The sequence below is a fragment of the Halovenus carboxidivorans genome, from assembly GCF_009831575.1.
Taxonomy (GTDB): domain Archaea; phylum Halobacteriota; class Halobacteria; order Halobacteriales; family Haloarculaceae; genus Halovenus; species Halovenus carboxidivorans.
Genome location: NZ_WUUT01000004.1, coordinates 82,492 through 107,643, shown reverse-complemented (window position 1 = coordinate 107,643; position 25,152 = coordinate 82,492). Strand labels below are relative to the sequence as shown.

Sequence of the window (25,152 nt, the reverse complement as noted above, 5' to 3'; positions counted from 1 at the left end):
AGAGGTGAGGGCGACCGGGGGAAACTAAGGGTTATATGTGAGAGCGACCCAACGAGCAGGCAGTGACAGACCCGATTCCGACCGGTTGCGAGCCGATCGACAGGCTGCTCGGCGGCGGCTTCGAGCGGGGGGCCGCGACGCAGATCTACGGCGCGCCGGCCGCCGGCAAGAGCAATCTCGTCCTCTCGGCGGCCGTCGAGGTGGCCGCTTCCGGCGGATCCGCCCTGTATATCGACACCGAGGGAATGCCGGTCGAACGCCTCGAACAACTCGCCCAGCCCTACGACACCGACCTCGATACCATCGCCTCCCGAATCATCATCACGGAGGCGTACGACTTCGAGGAGCAGCGCGAGGCCGTCCAGGACGCCGCCGAGTTCGCCGACCAGGTCGATTTCGTCGCGCTCGACAGCGCGACCGGGTTCTACCGGCTCGAACGAACCGAACAGGACGAGGGCGACGCGCTCCGGGCGGTCGGGCGACAGATCACGCATCTCCTCTCGCTCGCCCGGAAGTACGATCTCGCCGTCGCCTTTACCAACCAGGTCTACACCGATCCGGACAGCGACGCGACCAGCGGACTCGGCGGACATACGCTGGATCACTGGTCGGCGCTGATTCTCCGCCTGGACCGCTTTCGTGGCGGCAACCGCCGGGCGACGCTGGAGAAACACCACAGCAGGGAGGCCGGCGAGACGGCGCAGTTCCGCATCACTGACACCGGCCTGGTCGGGACCGAGCGGTGAGCCGACAGCCGTCCTGTCGGTTCGCCAGCACACACGCTGAAGGCGGTCGGCCGTGAATCGGCCTGTATGGACGAACTCGAAGGCGCGACTGCGTTCGTTACGGGCGCGAGCCAGGGTATCGGCGAGGAAATCGCGGTCACGTTGGCGGACTACGGCGTCAACGTGGCGCTGGCCGCCCGCTCGGACGGGATCTACGAGACCGCCGAGCGGATCGATACACCGGAGCAGACGCTGGCCGTCGAGACGGATGTCACCGACGAAGCCAACGTCGAGGCGTCGATTGCCGAGACAGTCGAGACGTTCGGCGGGCTGGATATTCTCGTGAACAACGCGGGCATCGAGGGGCCGACCGCGCCGGTCGGTGAGATCGCGACCGACGAGTTCACGCAGATGACCGATGTCAAGGTGACGGGGCCGTTTCTCTGTCTGAAACACGGTGTCGACGCCCTCAGGGAGAGCGAGCGCGGAACGGTCGTCAACATCTCCTCGATCGGCGGCAAGCGACCCTACCCCAACCGAACGCCGTACGCGGCAGCGAACATGGCGATGATCGGAATGAGTCGGACCTGGGCGCACGAACTCGGCGGCGACGATATCACGGTGAACACGATCTGTCCCGGTCCCGTCGAGGGGCCGCGGATCGAGCGCGTGATCGAGGCACAGGCAGAGGAGCGCGGCGTCTCTCCCGACACCGTCCGCGAGGAGGAGTACTTCGACGACCTCGCGCTGGCGGAGTTCATCGACGCCGAGAACATCGCGGAGATGATCGCGTATCTCGCGAGCGACGCCGGGCGGCAGATCACCGCCCAGGACATCAACATCGACTCCGGCGGGACGTGGTACTGACCCGCGATAGCACGATTCATTACGCTCCGCGTCGTTCCGTCAGATATGGTAACTATCGATCCGCCGACCGAACGAACCTGCGAGCGCTGCGGTCGCGTCGAACGGTGGGACGAGGACAGCCAGACGTTCGTCGCCGACGACGAGAAGGGCACGCCGCACTGTCTGCACGAGTGGGACATCAACGGGCAGTACAACCCACTGCAGGAATCCGAGTCCTGAGATGCCCACCGTTTACGTCACGGCACCGCCGGGGGCGGGCGCGGAGATTGCACGAACCGTCGTCGAGGAGGAACTCGCCGCCTGCGTGAACACCGTCGAGTGCTCGTCGGTCTACCGCTGGGAGGGCGACGTGCACGAAGACGACGAACTCATTCTGCTAGTGAAGACCACCGACGACCGGTATCCGGCGCTGAAAGCGCGACTCCGCGAGCTCCACCCCTACGACGTGCCGTGTATCGAGCGCTTCGAGGAGTCGGACGTGCTCGGGGCCTTCGCGGAGTGGCGAGCGGAGAACACCTGATTACTCGGCACGAACCCCGTCGAGAACGCGGTAGCTTCCGTAACCGACTGCCGCACCGACACCGGCGGCGAGTGCCAGCGCCCCGAGTGAGACGGACGTGAGGCCGGCGAGGGCCGACCCCACCGTGGCACCGAGGCCGCCGCTGAGTGCGACGAGCGGACCGCTGTCGTCCTCGCTCTCGCTCATGTGCGTACATACACGCTCACAGAACGTACCGATTACGGTGCGCGGACACAGTCGGCCGCTCAGAGGTACGGCACCGGTCCGCCGTCGAACACGCCCGCGAGGACGAGCACCGATATCAGCAGGCTACTCAGGAGGAGCGAAACGAACGCGGGATCGACGTGCGTGTCGCCGTGGGCGTAGAAAACGCGCTGGCCGAGTTCACCGAGTCCCGCACCGACCACGCCCATCGCCGTCCCGGAAGCGAGCCCGAGCGGAAATCCGTTACCGACCGCGAGTGCGGCGATAGCGGCCGGGAGGACGACGTGAAACGTAACCGGGATCGGGTAGCGTCCGACGCGAAGGCCGAACACGAGCGCGAACAGACTCACGAGCGAGAGGCCAAACGGGAGGTAGACGCTGTCGGTGGCCAGCGCGAGCACGGCGCCGACTGCTCCGCCGACGACCCCGATGATGGCGACGATCCACCACTCGTAGTACCGGGGTTGCCACGGCTCGACGGCGTGTCGGCCGGCGATGCCGTCGGCCGTGTCGTAGCCGTCACCGCCCCAGTACGCCCCCTCCTCGAACGGAGACATGTCGAGCAGTCGCTTGCCGTCGAAGCGGCCGACCAGCGGGTAGCCGACGGTGAGACGGACGAGCAGTGCCGACCCGACGACGGCGAACGCGACCGGATCGACCGGGAGATAGCTCCCGAGTGCTCCGAGGGCGACGCCGGCGACGCCGAAACACCCGCCGACGAGAACCGCCCGCGGCCGTCCGAACAGCGGTCGTCGGATCTGTTTCGCCTGGTGATACCGGAATCCGGTGTCGATCGGTCCCTTCCGGGCGGCGTAGGCCGCCGCTCCGACCCCGCCCGCGAACGCGACGTGCGGGCCGAACAGCGGGCCGACGCCGAGTGCCGACACCGGGCCGGCGGCCGTCGGTGCGCCGTCGACGCCGAGCGTCGCGAGCAGTCCGACCGCGTTCCCGTCGAGGACGAACAGGGTCGCGAGTTCGCCGACGACGATGACGACGCCGGCGAGTCCGAGCGCCGATGCCGCCCCGACTGCCGCGCCGAGTGCGCCGCCGAGCAGTCCGGCGAGCAGCACAATCGCCGTACCGACAGTCAGGAGCATCTGCTTTCCCCTCGGACGACGGCGTCGTCGACAGACCGATCCATTACCAGCCACTGCGTCCAGGTGGCTCATAGTTGTGACGCTGTCGTCCCGCCGTCGTTACATGTACATCCGATCCGCGTAGAACTCGCGGTCGTCGCGGGACTGCTCGGCCTCGTCGAGCGTGGCCATCCGCTCGGCCAGCGTCTCGTAGTGCTGTTTGATCTCCCGCGAGAAGTCCTCGAGTTCCGACCGGTCGATATCGAGGTCGTAGGTCGATTCGACGGCATCGAGAAACAGCAACGCACCGTCGATATCGGGCCCAGGGGGATGAGCGGGAGTCACGTAGATCCCGGTCGGCGGCCCTTCGCCGCGGAGACTGTGGCTCAGGAACTCGCTTGGAACCCCGTCGAGCACGCCGCCGGACATCGGCGGGACGTCGCCGTCGAGGCGCTCGGTTTCGTACTCCTCGGTGGCGACGTAGAAGACCTGGTGATCGTCGGGGGCGTGCTCGTACGCGACGGGGTGGAGCATCGCAATCTCGGCGATCTGACTGTCCGTCGCCCAGTCGAGCACCTCCTCGACGAACGGCCGGGCGGCCCACGGCGGGACGAACAACTCGCTCAACAGGACGACGATACTCTCGCCGTCGATGTCGTACAGTCGGGTGTGATGGCGGGGAGTGCCGTCCTCGAAGGGGGTGATAGCGGGGAGTTCCGCCGGCGCGACGTGACCGATCTCTGTCGCCTCGTGTTCCTCGACGATATGCGTGGCCGCCGTCAGACTCGCCATGCCCGGCGAAGCGAGCCCGACGAGCAACGTCTGTCCGGGAGCAATCTCCGGACAGTCGATCGTGAACGCCGTGTCTCGTGGCATACCGATACTGTTGGCCGCCACCCTCATGAACGGGAGGGTCACGGTCAGGAGAGAATCACGAACAGGTTCCAGCAGGTCACGACCGCCCCGACGACGGCGAGCGCGAGCGGAATCGCCACGCGTCCCGGCGTCCGAACGAGATACCAGACCAGAAAGCAGGTGCCGACGAACCCGATCTTCAACAGCAGGAACCCAGGGACTCCGCCCTGTCCGAAGACGAACAGGGCGACCGGCCCGCCTTCTGTCACCCCCTCGCTGTGGAGACCGAGCAACGTCGTCACGGTATCACCGATCCCGTACAGGACGACCGCGAGAACCCAGAGTGCGGGCTGGTTATCGATAGCAGCGGCGACGACTCCCGTGTTCCCCGACACGGCAGGACGTTGTTCGCAGTCCAACTAAAGTGTTCGCTACAGCAACACGACCATCGCGGCCGCAGCGACGACTGTCAGCGTAAAGAACAGCAGGAAGTCAGCGAGCGGTGAAATGTACGTATCCGTCGCTGTCGCCCCCGCTTCGGAGTCGGTGGTCTCCGAAGAGACGTCCCCAAGTCTTCCCTGACCCATACCCGAACTGGGCAGTCAATCGGTTTAAGCAATACCCCCCGAGTATCGTTTGTGAGAACGGGGTAAGGAGTGCCGTGGCGGTCACCTGACGGTGTTTTCGAGGGCCCCGATGCCGTCGACTTCAAGCGTGACAGTGTTCCCCGATTCGAGGAACTTGCCGAGTTCGAGACCACATCCTTCGCCCACGGTCCCGCTCCCGAGCACGTCGCCGGGATGGAGCGTCTCGCTCTGGGAGACGTGTTCGATGATGTCGGCAAAGGAGTGGTACATCTCGCCGGGGGTCCCCTCGGACCACGTCTCGCCGTCGACTTTCGCACGCATCGTCGCCGCTTCCGGATCGAAGGCGTCCGCCGTCACCAGATACGGGCCGAAGGCGTTGGCGAAGTCTTTCCCCTTCGCCGGCCCGAGACGGGCCTCCATCTCCTCGCCCTGGATGTCTCGGGCGCTGAAGTCGTTGAAGATGGTGTAGCCGGCGACGTACTCCTCTGCCTCCTCCGCGGGAATATCTCTCCCCTCCTTGCCGATGACCGCCGCAATCTCCAGTTCGTAGTCCATCAGATCGGAGTACGCCGGCCACTCGACCTCGACGCCCGGCCCGACCACGCTGTCGGCGTTTGACTTGTAGTAGACCGGCATCTCGTACCACACGTCGGGCGGGTCCTCGCCCATGGCGTTTTTGACGTGTTCCTCGTAGACCATGAAATCGCGCAGAGAGTTCGGCCGCGGGACCGGCGCGAGCAGATCCACGTCCTCCTCGGGGAAGACGAGGCGGCCACCGTTGGGTCCGGTCTCGTCGTCCGTCTCGGCGGCGTAGGTCTTTGCCGTCTGTGCGGCCTCCAGAGCCCGGTCGCCGCGCCGGAGAAAGGCAACCATCTCCGGCGGAGCGTGCGCTTGTGCGATAGTCACCGGGTCGGCATCGCCGTCGGCCGCGAGCGCGGCCGCGTACGCCGTCGTCACGTCCACGAGGTCGTCGCCGTCGACCGCCCCGACCCGTCGCTGTGGCCCGACAGGAGTGTCGACCGCGAAACTGGCGAGTTTCATGCGCCCACCTCCGGAAACACCGCCAGCGGACGCACCCACCCGGCGCTGCCGTCCTCGACCTTGATCGGCTGTGCGATCAGCGGGACCTCGGTCTTCCGGGGCAGGGCGTCGAGGTTGGCCATCTTCTCGATCTGGCAGTACTCGCCCTCGCGACCGGCGAGGTGGGCCGGCCACAACTCCCCGGCGTCGCCGGTCCGCTCGAACCGTCGACCCATCTCCGCGAAGGGTTTATCGAAGCCGTAGGCGTCGGTACCGATCACGCGAATCCCCTGCTCGACGAGATATCTCGTCGCATCCCTCCCCATCCCGGGGAACTCCGTCAGGTAGCTCGCCTCCCCCCAGCGTTCGTCGGCACCGGTCTGGAGCAGGACGATCTCGTCGCCGGTCAGGTCGTAATCGAGCGCGTCCACGGCGTCCTCGACGTCGTCGACACCGATCTCCTCGCCCGCATCGAGGTGGCGCACGTCGAGGACGACTGCCTCGCCGAGACACCACTCGAGCGGCACGTCGTCGATGCGGCGCGCGGGTTCGCCCTCGCTCTCCGGGCCGTAGTGGTACGGTGCGTCCATGTGTGTGCCGGTGTGGGTGATCGCTTCAATCTCTTCCCAGGCGAGGGCCGTCCCGTCGGGGAAGTCGTCGGCGGTCACGTCGATGTCCTGCTCCCGAAGCGTTTCGGCGAGCGATTCCGCTCCGGCCCGATGATCCATTCGCTCGATGTTCGCCGGATACGGTTCGCTGGCCGGCCCGTCCTCGATCCCGATGCTGAGATCGATCACAGTCCAGTCGGTGAACATACACACAGCAGCGGCGGCCACCGTTGTAACTGTTCGCCCGGGAGAGTCCACCCGCTTTTTACCGAGGATCACCTACCACGTCCCGTGTGTACGATTACGCTCGCCTGGCAGTGTTTCGAGGAAGCGCCGTTGATCGTCGCGGCCAACCGCGACGAGTTTCTCGACCGCCCGTCCGAGCCGCCTGCCCCGCGGGACTGGGGTCGACAGGTGATCGCACCCCAGGACAAGGAGGCGGCGGGAACGTGGATCGGCTACAACGACGCGGGAGTGCTCGTCGCGATCACGAACCGGTGGACGCCGTCTCAGATCGACGGTGACCGGTCCCGCGGCCTGCTCGTCCGGGACGCGCTCGGGGAGTCCAGCGCCGACGAGGCGATGCGGTTGGTCGAGCGGGAACTCGACGAGCGCGCCTACGAGGGGTTCAATCTCGTCGTGGCGGACAGCACGAGCGCGCTGCTGGCCGAGTACGACGGGAACCGACGGATCTCGACGCTCGATCCCGGCGTCCACGTCGTCGTCAACGTCGGCGCGGACGGGAACTACGACATTCCCGCACGGCGGGAGGCCGACGGGACCCAGCAGGCCAGCAACGCCGACGCCGTGCGCACCGCGCTCCGGCCGGAGCCGGGCGAGTCCGGCGAGGAGTGGCTGGACCGGGCCGCGACGGTGGTCGGAGATCACGAGTACGGCGTCTGCATCCACCGTGAGCAGTTCGGAACGCGGTCGTCGTCGCTGCTGTACGTCGGTGAGGCGGAGACCCGGTACCGGTACGCCGACGGGCCGCCCTGCGAGACGGCGTTCGAGCCGGTCGAGGTGCCGTTCGCGTGACCGGAGTCAATCGAAGGTCAAATTTATCCGGCTCACATATGTTGGTAGGAACATGAGCACGCAGACTGCCGAGGACGAGCTGTCCGAGGACGAACGCCGGGGGCTCGCACTGATCCGCGAGACCGGCGGCATCCACCAGAGCAACTTCTGGAAGGAACTGGATGTCTCCTCGCGAAAGGGGAGTCGGATCGTCGAGTCGCTCGTCGAGAAGGACCTGATCGACCGCGAGGAGACCGTCCACGAGGGACACAACACCTACTACCTGTCGCCGACGGCCGCCGACCTCGATTTCTCGCTTCTGATGGCCGGTGACATGCTCTCGCCGTTTATCGGTGACGAGGAGATCGACGAGCAGAGCGACGCCTTCTCGCAGTGGGTCATGAACCTCGCCTACGAGGAGTGACGTAGCGATCCCCGGGAGTTTTCGTACTCGCTCGGTCCGGTAGCTCCCGGTAGGTGACTCGAACGCAGAAACGGAGTGGTGTGTTAGTTGTCTTCGAGCGCGTCGGCGATCCGGTCGAGCGAGCGCCGCATATCGTGGACCTCGTCGCGCAGTTTCCGCATCTCGCGGGCGAGTTCCTCGTTGTCGGAGTCACCCTCGTCCTGTCCGGGTCGACCGCCGGGGCCGCCGGGACCGCCGCCCATGCCGCCCATACCGCCGGGGCCGCCGCCCATCATGCCGCCCATCATCTGCGCGAAGGGGTTGCCGCCGCCCATGCCACCGCCACCCATTCCGCCCATCATCTCCTCGGGGGGTGCGCGGTCGCCCTCCTCGCCGTCGCCCTCGCCTTCCTCGGCGCGGCGCTGTCGGATCTCTTCGACCCGCTCGCGGAAGGATTTCTCCTCACCGTCGGCGTTTTCGGATTCGCTCTCCTCGGCTGTGGAATCGTCGTCTGCAGGTTGGTCGGACATAGTACCGCTTTTTGTTGCCCGCGGGAAAAGGGTGTCGTCACTTCTGTGGCCCGTCGCGAGGATGGGTAACGACTATCCGAGTTCCACCCCTTGACCTGTGCATGACCAACAGTTCGCTCGACGCGCCGGCACGGACGGCCGTCGAACAGTGTATGAACCTCCAACCGACCGAATCGTGTGCAATCGTCACCGACGACAACCGCCAGGCAATCGGGGAGGCGCTGTACGCCGTTGCCTCCGAAATCACCGACGACGCGGTACTACTCAGGTATCCGCCGGGCGACCAGCACGGCGAGGAACCGCCGGAGCCAATCGCGGCGGCGATCAAACACAGCGACGTCGTTCTCGCACCGACGACGAAGAGTCTCAGCCACACGACCGCACGAGTCGAAGCGATCGAGGCCGGCGCGCGGATGGCGACGCTGCCGGGCATCACCGACGGCGTCTTCCTGATGGGACTGGACGCCGACTACGAGCGCATCCGCGAGGAGTGTGCGAACGTGCTCGCGCAGGTCGAGGACGCCGAGGAGATCCGCGTGACGTCCCCGCAGGGCACCGACATCACGTTCGTTCCGGGCGACCGAGAGTGGATCGAAGACACGGGCATCGTCCACGAGGCCGGCGAGTTCTCGAACCTGCCGGCGGGGGAGGTGTTCGTCAGCCCCGAAACCGCGGACGGGACGGTCGTCGTCGACGGGACCATGATGCCCCACGGCCAGCTCGAAGACGGCCACACCGTCGAGTTTGCCGTCGAAGACGGGACGGTGACCAGTATCGAGGACGAGGGCCTCCGGGAGGAGGTCGAGGCCGCGGCGGCGGAGGCGGGCGACGACGCATACAACCTCGCCGAACTCGGGATCGGGACGAACGTCGCCGTGGCCGACCTCGTCGGGTCGGTCCTGCTGGACGAGAAGGCCGGCGGTACCGTCCACATCGCAATCGGGGACGACCACGGAATCGGCGGGGATATCGAGGTTCCGATCCACCTCGACGGTATTCTGACGGAGCCGACGGTCTACGCGGACGGCGAGGAAGTGACGTTGCCGACCGCCGACCGGTAGCGGCGACGGCGGTCTGCTCAGTTCGGCCCTAAGGCTCTGAAACCCCTCAAATTGGCCTCGTTGGCTTCGAATTCAATAGCTTCATATGGTTAGAATTCCGTGGTATATAATATCATGGGGAGGATGGCAAGGCACGAGGAATCGAGCAGGCTGTTCACCGGTGACGGGCAGAAAGAGCAACTGTTCGCGGAACTCGACCGCGCGGATCTATCGCGACATCTCGCGCTGTTCTACGAGGATCAGGACGTGCAACTGGAGGTTGCGACGATCTATCTCTGTTACGGGCTGATGTCGGGCAAGAAGTGTCTGTACTTCCCGGAGAGCAACGGACCCGAGGCGATCAGACAGTCGCTCCGAGACGCCGGAATCGATGTCGACCAGCGAATCGCCGACGGCGATCTCACGATCACAGACGCGACGGAGGCCTACCTGGACCCGGAGTTCGACTCCGACCGGATGATTTCGACGCTGGAAGCCGCCGCGGAAGAGAGCGTCGAGGAAGGATACGACGGACTGTGCGCGGCCGGCGAGAACACGTGGTGTTTCCACACCGACGTCCCGTTCGAGCAGATTCTGAGCTTCGAATCCGAGTTCGACGACGCCTGCGGGGATGTCCCGGTGACGGCGCTGTGTCAGTACGACCTCGCGCGGTTCAGCCGCGAGTCCGCGGCGAAGGCGCTGTGGACACACGACCAACTCATCTACCAGTACACGTTGTGTGACAATCCATACTACATCCCCCCGGAGGAGTTCACCGCCGACACCGACGTGGCGCTGGACGCGAAGCTCATGCTCAACCAGACCTACGATCTGGCGCGGACACAGCGACAGCTGAAACAGCGCGAACAGCGGCTCGAAGTCGTCAGTCGGGTGTTGCGGCACAACATCCGGAACGACCTGAACGTCGTGACCGGAAACATCGAACTCGTCAGCGAGAGCGCCGCGCTGAGCGAGGAGGATCAACAGCGACTCGCCGACGCGATCGAACACGTCAGTAGAGTCTGTGAAATCGCCGAAAAGTCCCGGTACGTTCAGCAGACGCTCGAACGGACCACGATCAACTCCTTCGACCTGAGGGCGCTGCTCCGGAAGGTCGTCGCGGAGGTCACCGATCAGTATCCGGACGCCACTCTAAACGTCGAGGGCGAAACAGACGTGCAGATAGCGACCAGCAACGCCTTCGGGGAGGCGTTGGTGCGGTTGCTGAGCGCGATCGTCCAGAGCGAACCCGAAGAACCCACCGCGATAACGATCAGTTGCGAACCAGTCGCTCCGGAGAACGTCGCGATCAGCATCGAGGCGGAGCGACCGCTCATTCCGGCTACCGACCGCGACGCACTCGAACGCGGAACCGAGACACAGTTGAAACACGGGACCGGTCTGGATCTCTGGCTCGCGAAGTGGATCATCGAGAGCGGCTACGGAACCGTGAGCTTCCCGGAAGACAGCAGCCGGCTCCAGATCACTACAAAGCGAATTTCGGAGTAACCGCCTCTGAGAGTCGATTTTGGGGGGTAAACCGGCCGCCACCGTCAGCCGTCCGCTCGTCGCGGGGTCGCGACGGAGGTAGACAGATATATAAGGCTGGCTCGTTCTTTGTAGAATGCTTATGTCCAACAACGAGGATACGTCGGAATCCCCGGCGGATCGAGTTCTTCCAGGGCACACTGGACAGTACGTCTGAAATCACAGACGCACGAATTTTCGACACCACGCTCCGCGACGGAGAGCAGACGCCGCGAACATCGTTTTCCTACGAGGACAAACGTGAGATAGCGGCGCTGCTCGACGAGATGGGAACCCACGTCATCGAGGCCGGGTTCCCCGTTAACAGCGACGCGGAGTTCGAGGCCGTCCGTGACATCGTCGACACGAGTACGACGACGATCTGCGGACTGGCGCGTGTTGTCGAGGAGGATGTAGAGGCCGCGCTCGACAGTGGCGTCGATATGGTCCACGTGTTCGTCTCGACCAGCGACGTCCAGCTCGAAGATTCCATGCACGCGACCCGCCAGGACGCGGCCGAGCGTGCCGTCGAGTCTGTCGAGCGCGTGAAAGAAGCCGGCGTCGAGTGCATGTTCTCGCCGATGGATGCGACACGCACCGACGAGGCGTTCCTGCTCGATATCGTCGAGCAGACCGTCGACGCCGGCGCGGACTGGATTAACATCCCCGACACGACTGGGGTCGCGACGCCGACCCGCTTCCAGAAGATGGTCGGCAAGGTCGTCGAGGTGGCCGACGCTGGCGGCGCACGCGTCGACGTGCACACCCACGACGACTTCGGGCTGGCGGCCGCCAACGCGCTGTCCGGCTACGAGGCCGGCGCGAGCCAGGCGCAGGTGTCGGTCAACGGCATCGGCGAGCGGGCCGGCAACGCCGCCTACGAGGAGGTCGTGATGGCCTTAGAGTCGCTGTACAACGTCGACACCGGTATCGACACGACGGCGATCACGGAGCTATCCCGGACCGTTGAGGAGAAATCAGACGTTCCGGTACCGGGCAACAAGCCCGTCGTCGGCTCGAACGCCTTCTCCCACGAGAGCGGGATTCACGCGGCCGGCGTGATCGAGAACTCCGACACCTTCGAGCCGGGCGTGATGACCCCCGAGATGGTCGGTGCCGAGCGGGAGCTGGTGCTCGGGAAACACACCGGTACCCACTCGGTCCGGGAGCGGCTGATCGAGGCCGGCTTCGACCCGACCGACGAGGAGGTCACCGAGGTCACGCGCCGAGTCAAGGACTTCGGCGCGGAAGCCCAGCGGGTGACGATGTCCGAACTGGAGAAGTTCGCCCGCGAGGTCGGTGTCGACCGCAACAGGGAAGGGGAGGTTCGGGCCTGACCCCATGACCCCTTCGGCGTTCCAGAGTCGACGAGCAGCCGCACAGCGACCACCGAGCAGCGGCGCCTGCTGTCGCGCTCTGTCACGGAACGTTTATTATCCACCCCGAACAGAGGTACGTACTGATGCGACAGCACGCTGGCAACCGATGGCCGACCGTTGCCAGCAGCAGCTCCCGGCGGGGACAGCCCGTCATCGGCCGTATTGTAGGGGCGGTATAGCCCCTCAGCATTCCATTCTCCAGTTTTCCGGTTCGTATCGTACTCCAGCCGTGCTGCGCAGACGACAGACAATGACACAGACACACCCACAGGGGGGATGCACATGAGCGAGCGTGCATCAGTCCCGAAAGAGGAGCCAGAGGAACAGGCGACGACAACCGACATCGAGACGGGCGCGGACGCGACCGTCGCGGCGTTGGAAAACGCCGGCGTCGAGAGTCTCTTCGGCGTGCAGGGCGGGGCGATCATGCCCGTCTACGACGCCCTGTACGAACACGAGGAGATGGACCACTACACGATGGCCCACGAGCAGGGCGCGGTCCACGCCGCAGACGCCTACGGCATCGTGACCGGCGACCCCGGCGTCTGCATGGCCACCTCCGGCCCGGGCGCGACGAATCTCATCACCGGCATCGCCGACGCCAACATGGATTCGGACCCCCTGATCGCGCTGACGGGTCAGGTCCCGACGGATTTCGTCGGGAACGACGCCTTCCAGGAGACCGACACCATCGGCGTCACCCAGCCGATCACGAAGTACAACATCTTCGCCGACGACTCCGACACCGTCGGGAAGGACGTCGGCGAGGCGTGGGCGCTGGCCAACGAGGGACGACAGGGGCCGACGCTCGTCGACCTGCCCAAAGACGTGACCAACGGCGAGACCGACAGCGAACCGGCCGTCCCGGAGACGCCGGAGACGTACGACCCGCCGACGGAGGCCGACGAGGTCATCGTCGAGGAGGCGGCGCAGGCGCTCAGCGAGGCCGAGCGGCCGGCGATTCTCGCCGGCGGTGGCGTCATCAAGGGCGAGGCCTGTGACGAACTGCGCGCGTTCGCACGCGAGTACGAGATTCCCGTGCTGACGACGATGCCCGGGACCGGTGCCTATCCCGAGGACGATCCGCTCTCGCAGGGGATCGCCGGGATGCACGGCACCGGTTACGCGAACCTGGCGATCTCGAACTGTGACGTGCTGGTCGGTGTCGGCACCCGCTTCGACGACCGGCTGACCGGCGACATCGAGACCTTCGCGCCCGACGCGGAGATCGTCCACATCGACATCGATCCGGCGGAGATCTCGAAAAACGTCGAGGCCGACTACCCGCTGGTCGGCGACGCCGAGCGGGTGCTCGAACAGCTCGACGACGCAATGGCGGGCGCTCCGCCGGCCGAGCAGTGGCGCGAGCAGTGCCAGACCTGGAAGGAGGAGTACCCGCTTGATTACGAGATGCCTGAGGACGAGCCGCTGAAACCGCAGTACGTCGTCGAGAAGTACGACGAACTGACGCCGGACGACACCATCGTCGCGGCGGGGGTCGGCCAGCACCAGATGTGGGCCTGGCAGTTCTGGACCTGGAAGGAGCCCCGGACGTGGGTCACCTCCCATGGTCTGGGGACGATGGGGTACGCGGTGCCCGCGGCCATCGGCGCGAAGATCGCGGCACCCGAGAAGGAGGTCGTCGCCTTCGACGGCGACGGCTCCTTCCTGATGACCGCACAGGAACTCTCCGTCGCGGTCCGCGAGCAGTTGAACATCACCATCGTCGTCCTGAACAACGAGGCCGTCGGGATGGTCCGGCAGTGGCAGGACGGCTTCTTCGAGGGCCGACGGATGGCTTCGGAGTACCCGTGGGTGCCCGAGTTCGACAAACTCGCGGAGGCCTTCGGCGCACAGGGGCTCCGCGTCGAGGACCCCGACAACGTCGAGGAGACGATCCAGCAGGCCCGCGAGTACGAGGGACCGTCGGTGATCGATGCGATCATCGATCCCGCAGAGAACGTCTACCCGATGGTGCCGAGCGGCGGCGACAACGCCCGCTTCGCACTGAACGAAGAACACCTGGAGCAACTATGACGAAAGGCGAACTCCCCGGTCCCGGCCCGGACGAGCGGATGCATCCGGAGGGACGACGGAACAGTCAGGGGATCAGGATCGATCCCGAGGCAGAGGCAGAGCACCCGCCGCAGCGCGCCGTGCTGTCGGCGCTGGTCAAACACGAACCCGGCGTGCTGGCGGAAGTCTCCGGGCTGTTCAGCCGGCGCCAGTTCAACATCGAGTCGCTGACCGTCGGCCCGACCGTCGACGACGACCTGGCCCGGATGACAATCGTCATCGAAGAGCCCGAACCCGGCGTCGATCAGGCGAAAAAACAGCTCGAAAAGTTGATCCCCGTGATCTCGGTGCGGGAACTCGACGCCGACGCCGTCCAGCGAGAACTGGTCATCGTGAAGGTCAACGGCCGCGAACCCGACAAGGTCAACGCCATCACCGACATGTACGACGGCCAGACGCTGGACGCCGGACCGCGGACGATCACCGTCGAGATCACCGGCAACGAGCAGAAGATCGACGACGCAATCGACGCCTACGAGCAGTTCGGTATCCGTGAGATTGCCCGGACCGGCTACGCCGCCCTCGCACGCGGCGAAGCACCGACTGCACAGGTGACACAGCCGAACCAAGCACCGACCGAAGCGCAGGTCGCAACAGAAGAGCGCGCAGACGACTAACCATGACAGACGAGTTTACGACGACAGTCTACTACGACGAGGACGCTGAGGAATCGTACATCGAAGACAAGACGGTCGCGGTCCTGGGCTACGGCAGCCAGGGCCACGCCCACGCACAGAATCTCGACGACAGCGGCGTCGACGTGATCGTCGGCCTGCGGGAGGGGTCGTCCTCCCGTCCGGAGGCCGAAGCCGACGGCCTCGAAGTCGCGACGCCGGACGTCGCGACCGAGCAGGCCGACACCGTCGTGATGCTGATCCCGGACACGGTCCAGCCCGCCGTCTACGAGGCGATCAAGGACGGACTGGACGAGGGTGACACCCTGCAGTTCGCACACGGGTTCAACATCCACTACGGGCAGATCGAACCGCCGGAGCACGTCGACGTGACGATGGTCGCGCCGAAGTCGCCGGGTCATCTGGTCCGCCGAACCTACAAGCGCGGCGAGGGCACGCCCGGTTTGCTGGCGGTCTACCAGGACGCGACCGGCCAGGCACACGAGGAAGGGCTGGCCTACGCCGAAGCGATCGGCTGCACGCGGGCAGGCGTCATCGAGACGACCTTCCGCGAGGAGACGGAGACGGACCTGTTCGGCGAGCAGGCGGTGCTCTGTGGCGGCGTGACCGAGATGGTCAAAGCCGGCTTCGAGACGCTCGTGGACGCGGGCTACGCCCCGGAGATGGCCTACTTCGAGTGTCTGAACGAACTCAAACTGATCGTCGATCTGATGTACGAAGGCGGGCACATGGAGATGTGGAACTCCGTCTCCGATACCGCGGAATACGGTGGCCTGACGCGAGGTGAGGATGTCATCGACCGTGAAGGGATGGAGGAGATCCTCGAAGGCGTCCAGAGCGGCGAGTTCGCCCGGGAGTGGATCTCGGAGAACCAGGCCAACCGGCCGGCCTACAGGCAGTACCGCGGCGCCGAACAGAACCACCAGATCGAGGAGGTCGGCGAACGCCTCCGAGAGCTGTTCGAGTGGGGTGAGCAGGAATGAAGATGCAAGATATCGATCACACGCACCCGCACACGGGCACCGCGTTCGGACGGAACTACTACGACGCGGGCGCTGTCGCCACCGACGGCGGCCGCGAAACGGACGAAGAGACGATGGAAGACGTCGACCACGAACCGGCAGAGGGCGCGACGCGCGCCTTCGAGCGGGGCACAGAAGGACGTGAGAGGTCAGTATGAGCCAGGGAACACTGTACGACAAGGTCTGGGAGAAGCACAAGGTAACCGAACTGCCGAACGGACAGGACCAACTGTTCATCGGCCTCCATCTCGTCCACGAGGTGACGAGCCCGCAGGCCTTCCACATGCTGGAGGAGCGCGGCCACGAGGTCGCCTTCCCCGAGCGCACGTTCGCGACGACGGATCACATCGTCCCGACGACCCCGGAGGGCCGGGAGCGACCGCTGAACGACCCCGAAGCCGAGGAGATGCTCTCCGCGCTCGAGGAGAACGTCGACGAGAACGGCATCACCTTCTTCGGCCTGGAGTCGGGCAAGCAGGGGATCACCCACGTCGTCGCGCCGGAACTCGGACTGAGCCAGCCGGGGATGACCGTCGCCTGCGGCGACAGCCACACGGCGACCCACGGTGCCTTCGGCTCCATCGGCGTCGGCATCGGCACCTCCCAGATCCGGGACGTGCTCTCGACCGGCTGTATCGCCGCCGAGAAGCAGAACGTCCGCCGCGTCGAGGTCAACGGCGAACTCGGGGAGGGCGTCTACGCGAAGGACATCATCCTGAAGATCATCCAGGAACTGGGCGTCGACGGCGGCGTCGGCCACGTCTACGAGTACGGCGGCTCCGCGGTCCGCGACCTGGACATGGAGGGCCGACTCGCCATCTGTAACATGTCCATCGAGGGCGGCGCTCGCGCGGGCTACATCAACCCCGACGAGACCACCTACGAGTACCTGAAGGGCCGCGAATACGTTCCCGAAGGCGAGGAGTTCGAGGAACTCAAACAGTACTGGGAGTCCATTCGGTCGGACGAGGACGCCGAGTACGACGACGTCGTCGAAATCGACGCCGACGGCATCGCGCCGATGGTCACCTGGGGGATCAACCCCGGACAGGTCATCGAAATCGACGACCCGATCCCGGCCCCGGAGGAGTTCGAGGCCCGGACCGACCGCGAGGCCGCGGAGAAGGCGCTCGAACACATGGATCACTCGCCCGGCGACACGATGGAAGGCTACGACGTGGACGTTGCCTTCCTGGGCACCTGTACGAACGGCCGCGTCAAGGACTTCGAGGTCGCGGCGACGGTGCTCGAAGGCCGGCAGGTCGACCCCGACGTGCGCGCGCTGGCGGTCCCCGGATCGGAGTCCGTTCGCAAGGAGTGCGAGCGGCGCGGCATCGACCAGACGTTCATCGAGGCCGGCTTCCAGTGGCGACAGGCCGGCTGTTCGATGTGTCTGGCGATGAACGACGATTCGCTGGAGGGCGACGAGGTCTGTGCGTCCTCCTCGAACCGCAACTTCATCGGGCGACAGGGCAGCAAGGACGGCCGGACGGTGCTGATGAGTCCGGCGATGGTCGCCGCCGCGGCCGTCGAGGGCGAGGTCGTCGACGTGCGCGATCACTTCGACACCGAGTTGCCGAGCGGAACGAACCGCGCAGAGGAGGTGGCCGACTGATGGCCGACGATATCGAGATCAGCGAGGTCGGCGGCACCGGCGTCCCGATTCCGGGCGACGACATCGACACCGACCAGATCCTCCCGGCGCGCTTTATGAAGGAGGTCACCTTCGACAACATGGCGGATTACCTGTTCTACGACGCCCGCCGCGACGACGACGGCGAGTTCAACGACCACCCGCTCAACCGATTCGACGGGGCATCGATTGCCGTCGTCAACTCCAACTTCGGCTGTGGCTCCTCCCGGGAGCACGCGCCGCAGGCGATGATGCGCTGGGGCGTCGACGGGGTCGTCGGCGAGTCCTTCGCCGAGATTTTCCGGGACAACTGCAAGTCGCTGGGTATCCCGGCGATCACGGCCTCACACGAGGAGGTCTCGGCGCTGCAGGAGTGGATCGAAGACAACCCCGACGGGGAGATCGAAATCGACGTCGAGGCCGAGACGGTCACCTACGGCGATACCGTCATCGAGGGCAACATCGACGACGCGATGAAAGAAGCCCTGATCGACGGCATCTGGGACACGACCCAACTGATGTACTCGAACCTCTCGAAGGTCGAGGAGACGGCGTCGAAGTTGCCGTACGTCGAAGAAGCCTGATCGGCCGACTCTCCGGCCTGTTTTCGCCGTAGTTCTGCGAGATCACAGCGACGAACCGGGCGGGAACTCCGCGCGGCGTCGCCACTGGCGGGCGTGCGAGGAAACGAGAATCGGACCGTCCGATTACGAGGACCCGGCCTGTTTCGGGTCGCTGTAGGTCGGCGTCGGATCCTCGACCCCCGAGAGATACGCCGCCAGATCGGTCGTCGAGAGCATGCCGACGACGTGTTCCTCGTCGTCGACGACCGGGAGGTGATGAACGTCGTAGGTGATGAGGCGGTCTGCGGCCTCCTGCACCGAGTCCTGTACGCCGATCGTGACGACATCGGTCGTCATGTAATCCATGACGGAACTCTCGTCTTTGGGGTCGTTCTCCGCGACGATGTGAACGAAGTCCGTGCTCGTGAGAATCCCCCGAAGCTTCTCGTTCTCGTCGACGACGACGACCGAGCCGATGTTGTTGTCGCGGAGCAGTTCCGCGGCGAACTCCACACTCTCTCCGGGCGTCACTGTCACAACATCCGAGGACATGAGCCGTCCGACGAAGATGTCTTCCATGAAAGTTCCTGATAGTCCGTGACCCTAAGCAGTGTCGGTCCTGGTCGATCTTGCCCACACCAGTGACGACTCTCCCGGAGAGAACGGCTCGGGTATCGACATCCTCTTTTCCGCCCCACGTGGAACTACGGGCATGACTCACGAGATCGCGGTCATTCCCGGCGACGGGATCGGACAGGAAGTGACGCCCGCGGCGGTCGACGTGCTCGGGGAACTGAACATCGATTTCGAGTTCGTGCACGCCGAGGCAGGCGACGAGACGAAAGCAGAGACCGGGACGGCACTGCCCGAGGAGACGGCAGAAATTGCGGCCGACGCGGACGCGACGCTGTTCGGCGCGGCAGGCGAGACGGCCGCGGACGTGATTCTCCCGCTCCGGTCGATCGTCGGCTCTTTCGCGAACGTCCGCCCCGCCCGGGCGTATCCGGGACTCGACGCGCTCCAGCCCGAGACCGATCTGGTGTTCATCCGGGAGAACACCGAGGGGGTCTACTCCGGCATCGAAGACGAGATCACCGAAGGGGTGCGGACGCTGACTCGGGTCATCACAGAAGACGCCTCCGAGAAAATTGCCGAGTACGGCTTCCAGTACGCGAAACGCAACGGCTACGACGACGTGACCATCGCCCACAAGGCGAACGTGATGCGCGAGACCGACGGGCTCTTTCTCGACACCGCGGAGCGCGTCGCCGAGGAACGCGGCGCGGAGTACGACACCGCGCTGATGGACGCGCTGGCGATGCACCTGGCCATGACTCCGGAGGAGTACGGCGTCGTCATCTGCCCGAACCTCGCGGGCGACATGCTCTCGGACCTGGCGGCCGGTCTGGTCGGGGGACTGGGGCTGCTTCCCTCTGCGAACATCGGCGAGGAGAACGCGCTGTTCGAGCCCGTCCACGGCTCCGCTCCCGACATCGCGGGCGAGGGCGTCGCCAATCCCTCGGCGATGATTCTCTCGGCGGCGATGATGCTCGACCATCTCGAATATCCGGAGGAGGCCGAAACCGTCCGCGCGGCGGTCGAGAGCGTGCTCGACTCGGGGCCGCGCACGCCCGACCTCGGCGGTTCCGCCTCCACCGAGGAGATGACCGAGGCGGTCGTCGACGAACTCTAGTCGGGTTTGACCAGTTTGTTCCCGTCCTCGGCCAGCAGTCCGCGGTCGACGGCGATGCTGATGACCTCCGCGCAGTCGGCCTCCGAGAGGTCGTAGGTGCTGGCTGCGACCGCCATCAGCTCTGTCTTGTCGACAGGGAACTCGCGGTTCTGGAGGAGACGCATGACCTTGTTGTACTCCAGCGCCGAGATCGAACGCCTGTGCTCGGACTCGTCTCTGCCATCGTCTTCTGTACCTCGCCCGCCGAGTGCGCCGTCGCTTTCTGGGACCCCCGACTCCGGTGAAGGGTCGTCGGAACCGCCGACCTCGCGGCCACCGGACAGCTCCGGAGCTGGATCCGCCGATCCGGGGTCATCTTCCGTGAGATCAGACTCGTCCGCTGATCCGGAATCGTCCGCGAGATCAAGGTCGTCCCCCAGTCCGGAATCGTCCGCGGAGTCGGGCTCGTCCGCCGACTCATCCGCGATGTCGTCGGAGTCGTCCTCAGAGTCGCCGCCGAAGGCGATTTCTTCGGCGGAGTCGGCGAGACTCTGCCTGTCGTCCGGTTGGTCGGTCGTCTCGGACTCGTCGCGCCGATCCGGATCGCTCTGTTCCGACTCGTCACCGCCCGCGAGAGGGTCGTTTCGAAGTTCGTCCGGAACGTCCGGTTCCATCTCGGACTGTAGCTCGTCGTCATCGTCCGGGACCGTGGTCCCCGGGTCGTTGTCGAAGTCGAACCCGCCGTCGTCCGAATCCTCGTCGGGCTCGGTCGACTCGATCGCGCCGGATTCCTCTGTCCCGGTGTCGAGATCGAACGAGTCGTCGTCTGCCGGTTCGAGGTCCGTCGTATCGTCTTCCGACAGGTCGGTCGTGTCGTTCACCTCCGCCCGGTCGCCGTTTTCCTCGGGCCGGGCCGGCGGCTCACCCTCGCCGGGCGTCTCGCCCTCGGCGGAGCGTTGTAGCTCGGCGTTGAGTTCCTCGGGTATCTCTATTTCGCCGTCCAGTACCTCCTCGATGTCGGCGTTACCGGTCGCAATCTCGTCGGCCTGCAGGATACTCGGATCGATCTCTTCGCCCTCGGGAGTCGTCGCCCCATCCTCGTCATCCGGGTCGGAATCGCCCAGTCCCCGATCGGAGGAGTCCGCCTCGAACTCTTCGACCCCATCGGTCACGCCCGCGGCTTTCCCCTCGCTGTCCCCGAGATCGAGACCCTCCGATTCCTCTTCGCCCTCCAGGCCGGGTTCGTCCTCTCTCTCGGCATCAGATTCGGCCGGCACGTCCGCCTCTCCTTCCGCCGTCGGCGGTTCTGTGTCTCCGAGTTCGACATCGCCCTCGGTCTCGTCCCCTTCGGAATCGCCGTCGTCAGCCTCGGCTGGCTCAGTGTCGTCGGGTCCGGACGGGTCCGCTTCGGCGTCGTCGGACCCGGAAGCGAGGTCGAGATCTGTGTCAGTGGTGGTGTCCGCGGAATCGGCCGACCTACCTCCCTCGGCTTGGGAGTCAGCATCCTCCGATTGGGCGTCTCCCCCCGGCTCCGCGAACTCGTCGGGGACGTCGGGTTGCATCTCCGCCTGGATGTCGGTCTGTTCGGCGTCGTCGGCTTCGTCGACTGCCAGCCCGGGGACGACCTTGATCTCCTCGTCGTCCGGGAGTGCGTCGGGATCCGTGGTGACCGGCTCCGGGCTGATATCTTCCGTCCGGCTACCCGCCGCCTCCATCATGTCGTCGATTCGGCGGCCGCCCGACTCCGCGGTGTCGGCCGTCTCGTCGCCGTCTGTGTCCGGCTCTCCGAGCAGACCCGCGGGAGTGGCTTCGTCAGCCGACGGTTCGGCGGCTCGCTCGTCGTCTTCCGGCGTGAGATCTGCGGAAGCAGTCGCGACGGGGTCACCGGTCTGGCGGTCCTCCTCGGCGGAGGTGTCCGCGTCCGCGGGCCGAGTCTCCCCGACACCGGAGGCGTCGAGCAGTCGGTCCAACTTGTGCCGACAGCTCGCACAGAGCGTGACCGAACGCTCCCCGCCGGAGGCCTCGACCGTGTACACCCCGAGGGGCTCGTCCAGCGCCGCCCCACAGAAGTAACACGATGAAAGATGGTCCATGTGGCTACGAGGGGTCCATCAGGTCAAAAAGCCAGCGACTGTTATTGTCCGTTTTCGTACACGAACGCCCGGAGGAGTTTCGCGCCGAGAGCCGCTGTCTGGCCGTCGTCGCGGTCGTTTACCTCCACTACGTCGAATCCGACCGCCTCCGGCGCGACGGTACGCACCACGTCGTGCATCGTCGGCGGTTCGAGGCCGAACGGCTCCGGTGTCCCGGTCCCCGGCGCGAATCCGGGGTCAGCGGCGTCGATGTCGACGCTCAGGTAGAGATCACCGGACCGGTCGAACTCCCAAGATGGAACGTCGGCCGGTTCGACGAGCGTCACGTCGGCCACCTCGGCGCGTTCGTACTCGGCTTTCGATCCGGAGCGAGCGCCCAGGATGATCGCTTCGTCGACGATATCGAGGGCGTGGTGTGTCACTGTCGCGTGGCTGAGAGGGTTCCCGGCATAGGACTCGCGGAGATCCAGATGGGCGTCGAGACAGACGTACACGTCCGGGTCGAGCGCGCGGAGTGCAGCGATGGTAACGGTGTGTTCGCCACCGAGTACCAGCGGCGTCAGCCCCTCTCCGGCGAGTTCAGCGAGCGTGCCGGAGAGGAAGTCGAGATACTCGCTCACGTCGTCCGTCGGGTGGATATCTCCGTGGTCGTAGACCGCACAGTCGGTAAAACAGGAATCCGTCGACTGGTCGTAATCCTCGAACGGATGGGCGGCGTGGCGCAGCTCCCGCGGACCGAACCGAGTTCCCGGCCGGAAACTCGTGCTCGCATCGAGCGGGGCCCCCACAACTGCGAACGAGCCCTCGTCGCGGTCGGCCACGGCCCCCGGAAACATCAGACGATCTTGCGCTGGCCCTCGAATTCGAGGAACTCGATCTCGTCGTCGGCGGACAGGTCCTCGTCGCCGGCTTTCATGACGAAGTTGTCGTAGGTCTCAAGATCCATCACCTGGATCTCGTCGGAGCGAACGTCGATGACCTGGCCCTGCTTGCGGTTGATGATCGGGACCCAGACCTTCGCGTCGACGGGCTGTGAGAGCGAGCGTTTCTGACCGTCGAAGACCCCCTCGGCGTCGATTCGGGCCTTGGCGCTGCCGTGCTTGCCCGGCTTCGCCGTACTGTAGGAGGTGATCTTACACGGTGTGTCCTCGATGAGGACGTAACTTCCTTCGTCGAGTTCGCGAACTTCGGTCTGCTGCTTTGCCATGTCCAGTCGTTGTCTACGTGTGAGTATAAACGGTTTGGAATCGAACCGGAGGCGGTCTCACGGCTGCGAGCTCAGCGGTTCCCGTCGCGGTCGGGGGGGCGCTCTTCGACGGCAATCGACTGGCCGCCGCCGGGAGAGTCCCCCTCCGGAGCGGAGTCGTCCGAGTCCGACTGCGAGTCCATCGAGTCGCTCGCGGACCCGCCGAGAGCCTCACCGAGACCGACCGCGTCCTCGTCCTCGCGCTGGCGCATCCGTTGTCTGGTGAACTGTGGCTGACCGCTGAACCCGCGGTCTTTCGTGAACGAGCGATAGAGTAACAGGCCGACGATCAGCGTCGGGACGGCGGCGACCGCCGTCGCCTCGATGCTCTCGAAGACGTACAGAAGCGTCGTGGAGACGAGGCCACCCGTGAAAACCATCCCGAGAATCATCCGTTTCGCCAGCCGATCGAAAAAGTCGTTGTCCTCTTCGAGTTCCGCCTTCACCCGGAGGTCGTCCCGTTGCATCCGGTCCAGCGTCGACTCCAGTTTCGGCGGAACGCGGATCACGGAACTGGCCGCGTCACCGACCTCCTGAACGCGCTCGGTCGCGTACTCCCGGATACCGCGTTCGAGATAGCCCTGTTCGCGAAGGTAGTCCGTCGCGACCGAGATGAAATCGAACTCCGGGTCGAGCGTGACACAGACACCCTCGACGACCGTCGCGACGCGGAGAACGAGCGCGAGATTCGACGGCAACCTGAGCGGGAACTCGTAGATGGTGTCCTCCACCTGTTCGATGATCTGCTGGACGCGGTACTGTTCGACCTCCTCGCCGCGGACGTCCGCGATTGCGACTTCCATCACGTCGGCCATGACATCGCGGTCGGCCTCCGGCGAGAGTGTTCCCATCTCGATCAGCGTATCCAGAATGGCGTCGATGTCCTGTCTGGCGACGGCGGTGTAGAAGTCGATGATCTTGTCCTGGACGAACGGGTCGACGAACCCGCTCATCCCGAAGTCATAGAAGATGAGCGTCCCGTCGTCGGCGACGGCGAGGTTTCCGGGATGGGGGTCGGCGTGGAAGACGCCGTCCTCGACGATCATCTGGAGGTACGTCTCCTGGAGCGTGGTCGCTAGCTCCGAGCGGTCGAGGCGTTTCTCGTCCAGTCGGTTGAGGTCGTTGATCTTCGTCCCCTCGACGTACTCCATCGTCAGCACGCGCCGCCCGGAGTGAGACTCGATCAACCGCGGGATACGGATGTCGTCGTTGCCCGCGAAGTTCTGACGGATGCGCTGGAGCATCTCGCCTTCGCGCTCGTAGTCCATCTCCTGGCGGATCGTCCGCTCGAACTCGTCTGCGAGTGTTTCGAGTGAGAACGACCGCGCGTCGTCGACAAACCGCATGAGAACCGGGAGCAGCCACCGGATCACCCGGAGGTCGGCCTCGACCAGGTCCTCCACGCCGGGTCGACGGACCTTGACCGCGACATCCTGCCCGTCGATCTGCGCGCGGTAGACCTGCCCGAGGCTGGCTCCGCTGATCGGGTCCCGGTCGAACTCCGCGAACCACTCGGAGACCGGGCCGAGTTCCGCCTCGATCACCCGTTCGGCCTCGGCCCACTCGGCGGCGGGCACGTCGTCCTGGAGTTTCGAGAACTCGGCGATGTACTCCGGCGGGAGGATGTCCGGCCGCGTCGAGAGCAGTTGGCCGAGTTTGATGAAGGTCGGACCGAGGGTCAGAAGGGAGTTCAGCAACTTTTCGGCCCGGCGGCGACGCGTCGCGCTGGACACCTCGCGGGGGCCCCCGACGATCAGGAATCGGCGTCGATCCCGGAGGTAGGCGACGGTCAGGGGGAAGAACTGCCAGATAACGATAACGAACCGCCAGTATGCACGGAGATTCACTACGACGACA

General features: G+C 65.4%; 29 protein-coding genes. 16 read left to right on the top strand and 13 right to left on the bottom strand.

All coding sequences use genetic code 11. The features are described from left to right. Positions 1-62: 62 nt before the first annotated feature. The 4 genes from radB to cutA all read left to right on the top strand — a co-directional run bounded on the left by radB (position 63) and on the right by cutA (position 2,112). Positions 63-746, top strand: coding sequence for a DNA repair and recombination protein RadB (radB, locus tag GRX03_RS11110; protein WP_368278346.1), 684 nt, complete (start codon positions 63-65; stop codon positions 744-746). A gap of 66 nt (positions 747-812) precedes the next feature. Next, a complete protein-coding gene (locus GRX03_RS11105; protein WP_159764279.1) occupies positions 813-1,592 on the top strand; it encodes an SDR family NAD(P)-dependent oxidoreductase in 780 nt (259 codons plus the stop codon). A 45-nt stretch (positions 1,593-1,637) separates the two neighbouring features. Next, positions 1,638-1,811, top strand: coding sequence for an HEWD family protein (locus GRX03_RS16575; protein WP_201289225.1), 174 nt, complete (start codon positions 1,638-1,640; stop codon positions 1,809-1,811). Between the two features lies 1 nt (position 1,812). Then, complete coding sequence (gene cutA, locus GRX03_RS11100; protein WP_159764278.1) at positions 1,813-2,112, top strand: divalent-cation tolerance protein CutA; 300 nt, start codon at positions 1,813-1,815, stop codon at positions 2,110-2,112. On the opposite strand, the gene GRX03_RS11095 is transcribed toward cutA, so the two are convergent. From GRX03_RS11095 to GRX03_RS11065, 7 genes are all read right to left on the bottom strand, one after another. Beyond that, on the bottom strand, positions 2,113-2,298 hold the full coding sequence (locus GRX03_RS11095) for a hypothetical protein (protein WP_159764277.1): 186 nt from the start codon (positions 2,296-2,298) through the stop codon (positions 2,113-2,115). A gap of 59 nt (positions 2,299-2,357) precedes the next feature. Next, the gene (locus GRX03_RS11090; RefSeq protein WP_159764276.1) at positions 2,358-3,413 is read right to left on the bottom strand and encodes a hypothetical protein; all 1,056 of its coding nucleotides are present in this window, start codon (positions 3,411-3,413) and stop codon (positions 2,358-2,360) included. A 99-nt stretch (positions 3,414-3,512) separates the two neighbouring features. Further along, positions 3,513-4,268 (bottom strand): proteasome assembly chaperone family protein, encoded by a 756-nt coding sequence (locus GRX03_RS11085; RefSeq protein ID WP_159764275.1) that lies wholly within the window; start codon positions 4,266-4,268, stop codon positions 3,513-3,515. A gap of 44 nt (positions 4,269-4,312) precedes the next feature. Then, complete coding sequence (locus tag GRX03_RS16900) at positions 4,313-4,642, bottom strand: DUF5658 family protein (RefSeq protein WP_159764274.1); 330 nt, start codon at positions 4,640-4,642, stop codon at positions 4,313-4,315. 36 nt (positions 4,643-4,678) lie between these two features. Then, positions 4,679-4,834 carry a hypothetical protein gene (locus GRX03_RS11075; protein WP_159764273.1) on the bottom strand — a complete coding sequence of 52 codons (156 nt, stop codon included), beginning with the start codon at positions 4,832-4,834 and terminating at the stop codon, positions 4,679-4,681. An 81-nt stretch (positions 4,835-4,915) separates the two neighbouring features. Further along, positions 4,916-5,875 carry a fumarylacetoacetate hydrolase family protein gene (locus tag GRX03_RS11070; RefSeq protein WP_159764272.1) on the bottom strand — a complete coding sequence of 320 codons (960 nt, stop codon included), beginning with the start codon at positions 5,873-5,875 and terminating at the stop codon, positions 4,916-4,918. After that, positions 5,872-6,669 (bottom strand): cyclase family protein, encoded by a 798-nt coding sequence (locus tag GRX03_RS11065; RefSeq protein WP_159764271.1) that lies wholly within the window; start codon positions 6,667-6,669, stop codon positions 5,872-5,874. The genes GRX03_RS11070 and GRX03_RS11065 overlap by 4 nt, the downstream gene beginning before the upstream one ends. 84 nt (positions 6,670-6,753) lie before the next feature. Between GRX03_RS11065 and GRX03_RS11060 the strand changes: the two genes are divergently transcribed. Both GRX03_RS11060 and GRX03_RS11055 read left to right on the top strand, forming a co-directional pair. Then, positions 6,754-7,497 (top strand): NRDE family protein, encoded by a 744-nt coding sequence (locus GRX03_RS11060; protein ID WP_368278343.1) that lies wholly within the window; start codon positions 6,754-6,756, stop codon positions 7,495-7,497. A gap of 52 nt (positions 7,498-7,549) precedes the next feature. After that, a complete protein-coding gene (locus GRX03_RS11055; RefSeq protein WP_159764269.1) occupies positions 7,550-7,900 on the top strand; it encodes a helix-turn-helix transcriptional regulator in 351 nt (116 codons plus the stop codon). An 83-nt stretch (positions 7,901-7,983) separates the two neighbouring features. On the opposite strand, the gene GRX03_RS11050 is transcribed toward GRX03_RS11055, so the two are convergent. Beyond that, entirely contained in the window at positions 7,984-8,409 is a 426-nt protein-coding gene (locus GRX03_RS11050) for a hypothetical protein (protein ID WP_159764268.1), read from the bottom strand. A gap of 101 nt (positions 8,410-8,510) precedes the next feature. Between GRX03_RS11050 and GRX03_RS11045 the strand changes: the two genes are divergently transcribed. The 9 genes from GRX03_RS11045 (at position 8,511) to GRX03_RS11005 (ending at position 18,305) form a co-directional block, all read left to right on the top strand. Then, entirely contained in the window at positions 8,511-9,470 is a 960-nt protein-coding gene (locus GRX03_RS11045; protein ID WP_159764267.1) for an aminopeptidase, read from the top strand. A gap of 123 nt (positions 9,471-9,593) precedes the next feature. Further along, positions 9,594-10,958: an MEDS domain-containing protein gene (locus tag GRX03_RS11040; protein WP_159764266.1), complete on the top strand. Its 1,365-nt coding sequence runs from the start codon at positions 9,594-9,596 to the stop codon at positions 10,956-10,958. A gap of 86 nt (positions 10,959-11,044) precedes the next feature. Continuing rightward, a complete protein-coding gene (locus GRX03_RS11035) occupies positions 11,045-12,313 on the top strand; it encodes a LeuA family protein (protein WP_394351733.1) in 1,269 nt (422 codons plus the stop codon). Between the two features lie 324 nt (positions 12,314-12,637). Next, entirely contained in the window at positions 12,638-14,392 is a 1,755-nt protein-coding gene (gene ilvB, locus GRX03_RS11030; protein WP_159764265.1) for a biosynthetic-type acetolactate synthase large subunit, read from the top strand. Further along, positions 14,389-15,048, top strand: a complete 660-nt coding sequence (gene ilvN, locus GRX03_RS11025; protein WP_159764264.1) for an acetolactate synthase small subunit — start codon at positions 14,389-14,391, stop codon at positions 15,046-15,048. The genes ilvB and ilvN overlap by 4 nt, the downstream gene beginning before the upstream one ends. A gap of 2 nt (positions 15,049-15,050) precedes the next feature. After that, positions 15,051-16,049, top strand: coding sequence for a ketol-acid reductoisomerase (gene ilvC / locus GRX03_RS11020; RefSeq protein WP_159764263.1), 999 nt, complete (start codon positions 15,051-15,053; stop codon positions 16,047-16,049). Positions 16,050-16,051: 2 nt separating this feature from the next. After that, positions 16,052-16,246 (top strand): hypothetical protein, encoded by a 195-nt coding sequence (locus GRX03_RS11015; protein ID WP_233739925.1) that lies wholly within the window; start codon positions 16,052-16,054, stop codon positions 16,244-16,246. Continuing rightward, positions 16,243-17,703, top strand: a complete 1,461-nt coding sequence (gene leuC / locus GRX03_RS11010; RefSeq protein WP_159764261.1) for a 3-isopropylmalate dehydratase large subunit — start codon at positions 16,243-16,245, stop codon at positions 17,701-17,703. Before GRX03_RS11015 ends, leuC begins: the two co-directional genes overlap by 4 nt. Next, positions 17,703-18,305: a 3-isopropylmalate dehydratase small subunit gene (locus tag GRX03_RS11005; protein WP_159764260.1), complete on the top strand. Its 603-nt coding sequence runs from the start codon at positions 17,703-17,705 to the stop codon at positions 18,303-18,305. The genes leuC and GRX03_RS11005 overlap by 1 nt, the downstream gene beginning before the upstream one ends. Before the next feature lie 123 nt (positions 18,306-18,428). On the opposite strand, the gene GRX03_RS11000 is transcribed toward GRX03_RS11005, so the two are convergent. Continuing rightward, positions 18,429-18,863 carry a CBS domain-containing protein gene (locus GRX03_RS11000; RefSeq protein ID WP_159764259.1) on the bottom strand — a complete coding sequence of 145 codons (435 nt, stop codon included), beginning with the start codon at positions 18,861-18,863 and terminating at the stop codon, positions 18,429-18,431. Positions 18,864-18,996: 133 nt separating this feature from the next. Between GRX03_RS11000 and GRX03_RS10995 the strand changes: the two genes are divergently transcribed. After that, positions 18,997-19,977, top strand: coding sequence for an isocitrate/isopropylmalate family dehydrogenase (locus tag GRX03_RS10995; protein WP_159764258.1), 981 nt, complete (start codon positions 18,997-18,999; stop codon positions 19,975-19,977). On the opposite strand, the gene GRX03_RS10990 is transcribed toward GRX03_RS10995, so the two are convergent. From GRX03_RS10990 to GRX03_RS10975, 4 genes are all read right to left on the bottom strand, one after another. Continuing rightward, entirely contained in the window at positions 19,974-22,049 is a 2,076-nt protein-coding gene (locus GRX03_RS10990) for a hypothetical protein (RefSeq protein ID WP_159764257.1), read from the bottom strand. The two genes, GRX03_RS10995 and GRX03_RS10990, sit on opposite strands and share 4 nt — an antisense overlap. A gap of 41 nt (positions 22,050-22,090) precedes the next feature. Beyond that, positions 22,091-22,885 (bottom strand): agmatinase family protein, encoded by a 795-nt coding sequence (locus GRX03_RS10985; RefSeq protein WP_159764256.1) that lies wholly within the window; start codon positions 22,883-22,885, stop codon positions 22,091-22,093. Then, positions 22,885-23,256: a translation initiation factor IF-5A gene (locus GRX03_RS10980; RefSeq protein WP_159764255.1), complete on the bottom strand. Its 372-nt coding sequence runs from the start codon at positions 23,254-23,256 to the stop codon at positions 22,885-22,887. The genes GRX03_RS10985 and GRX03_RS10980 overlap by 1 nt, the downstream gene beginning before the upstream one ends. Before the next feature lie 71 nt (positions 23,257-23,327). Beyond that, positions 23,328-25,142, bottom strand: a complete 1,815-nt coding sequence (locus tag GRX03_RS10975; protein WP_368278341.1) for an ABC1 kinase family protein — start codon at positions 25,140-25,142, stop codon at positions 23,328-23,330. Between the last annotated feature and the right edge of the window lie 10 nt (positions 25,143-25,152).

Coding starts and splice junctions, on each gene's coding strand:
- GRX03_RS11050 (WP_159764268.1), bottom strand. CDS start 8,409: ATGTCCGACCAACCTGCAGACGACGATTCCACAGCCGAGGAGAGCGAA.
- GRX03_RS11085 (WP_159764275.1), bottom strand. CDS start 4,268: ATGCCACGAGACACGGCGTTCACGATCGACTGTCCGGAGATTGCTCCC.
- GRX03_RS10990 (WP_159764257.1), bottom strand. CDS start 22,049: ATGGACCATCTTTCATCGTGTTACTTCTGTGGGGCGGCGCTGGACGAG.
- ilvN (WP_159764264.1), top strand. CDS start 14,389: ATGACGAAAGGCGAACTCCCCGGTCCCGGCCCGGACGAGCGGATGCAT.
- GRX03_RS10985 (WP_159764256.1), bottom strand. CDS start 22,885: ATGTTTCCGGGGGCCGTGGCCGACCGCGACGAGGGCTCGTTCGCAGTT.
- GRX03_RS11090 (WP_159764276.1), bottom strand. CDS start 3,413: ATGCTCCTGACTGTCGGTACGGCGATTGTGCTGCTCGCCGGACTGCTC.
- GRX03_RS10995 (WP_159764258.1), top strand. CDS start 18,997: ATGACTCACGAGATCGCGGTCATTCCCGGCGACGGGATCGGACAGGAA.
- GRX03_RS11040 (WP_159764266.1), top strand. CDS start 9,594: ATGGCAAGGCACGAGGAATCGAGCAGGCTGTTCACCGGTGACGGGCAG.
- GRX03_RS11015 (WP_233739925.1), top strand. CDS start 16,052: ATGCAAGATATCGATCACACGCACCCGCACACGGGCACCGCGTTCGGA.
- cutA (WP_159764278.1), top strand. CDS start 1,813: ATGCCCACCGTTTACGTCACGGCACCGCCGGGGGCGGGCGCGGAGATT.
- GRX03_RS11055 (WP_159764269.1), top strand. CDS start 7,550: ATGAGCACGCAGACTGCCGAGGACGAGCTGTCCGAGGACGAACGCCGG.
- ilvB (WP_159764265.1), top strand. CDS start 12,638: ATGAGCGAGCGTGCATCAGTCCCGAAAGAGGAGCCAGAGGAACAGGCG.
- GRX03_RS11065 (WP_159764271.1), bottom strand. CDS start 6,669: ATGTTCACCGACTGGACTGTGATCGATCTCAGCATCGGGATCGAGGAC.
- leuC (WP_159764261.1), top strand. CDS start 16,243: ATGAGCCAGGGAACACTGTACGACAAGGTCTGGGAGAAGCACAAGGTA.
- GRX03_RS11075 (WP_159764273.1), bottom strand. CDS start 4,834: ATGGGTCAGGGAAGACTTGGGGACGTCTCTTCGGAGACCACCGACTCC.
- GRX03_RS11095 (WP_159764277.1), bottom strand. CDS start 2,298: ATGAGCGAGAGCGAGGACGACAGCGGTCCGCTCGTCGCACTCAGCGGC.
- GRX03_RS11045 (WP_159764267.1), top strand. CDS start 8,511: ATGACCAACAGTTCGCTCGACGCGCCGGCACGGACGGCCGTCGAACAG.
- GRX03_RS11070 (WP_159764272.1), bottom strand. CDS start 5,875: ATGAAACTCGCCAGTTTCGCGGTCGACACTCCTGTCGGGCCACAGCGA.
- GRX03_RS11005 (WP_159764260.1), top strand. CDS start 17,703: ATGGCCGACGATATCGAGATCAGCGAGGTCGGCGGCACCGGCGTCCCG.
- GRX03_RS16575 (WP_201289225.1), top strand. CDS start 1,638: ATGGTAACTATCGATCCGCCGACCGAACGAACCTGCGAGCGCTGCGGT.
- GRX03_RS11105 (WP_159764279.1), top strand. CDS start 813: ATGGACGAACTCGAAGGCGCGACTGCGTTCGTTACGGGCGCGAGCCAG.
- GRX03_RS11000 (WP_159764259.1), bottom strand. CDS start 18,863: ATGGAAGACATCTTCGTCGGACGGCTCATGTCCTCGGATGTTGTGACA.
- ilvC (WP_159764263.1), top strand. CDS start 15,051: ATGACAGACGAGTTTACGACGACAGTCTACTACGACGAGGACGCTGAG.
- GRX03_RS10980 (WP_159764255.1), bottom strand. CDS start 23,256: ATGGCAAAGCAGCAGACCGAAGTTCGCGAACTCGACGAAGGAAGTTAC.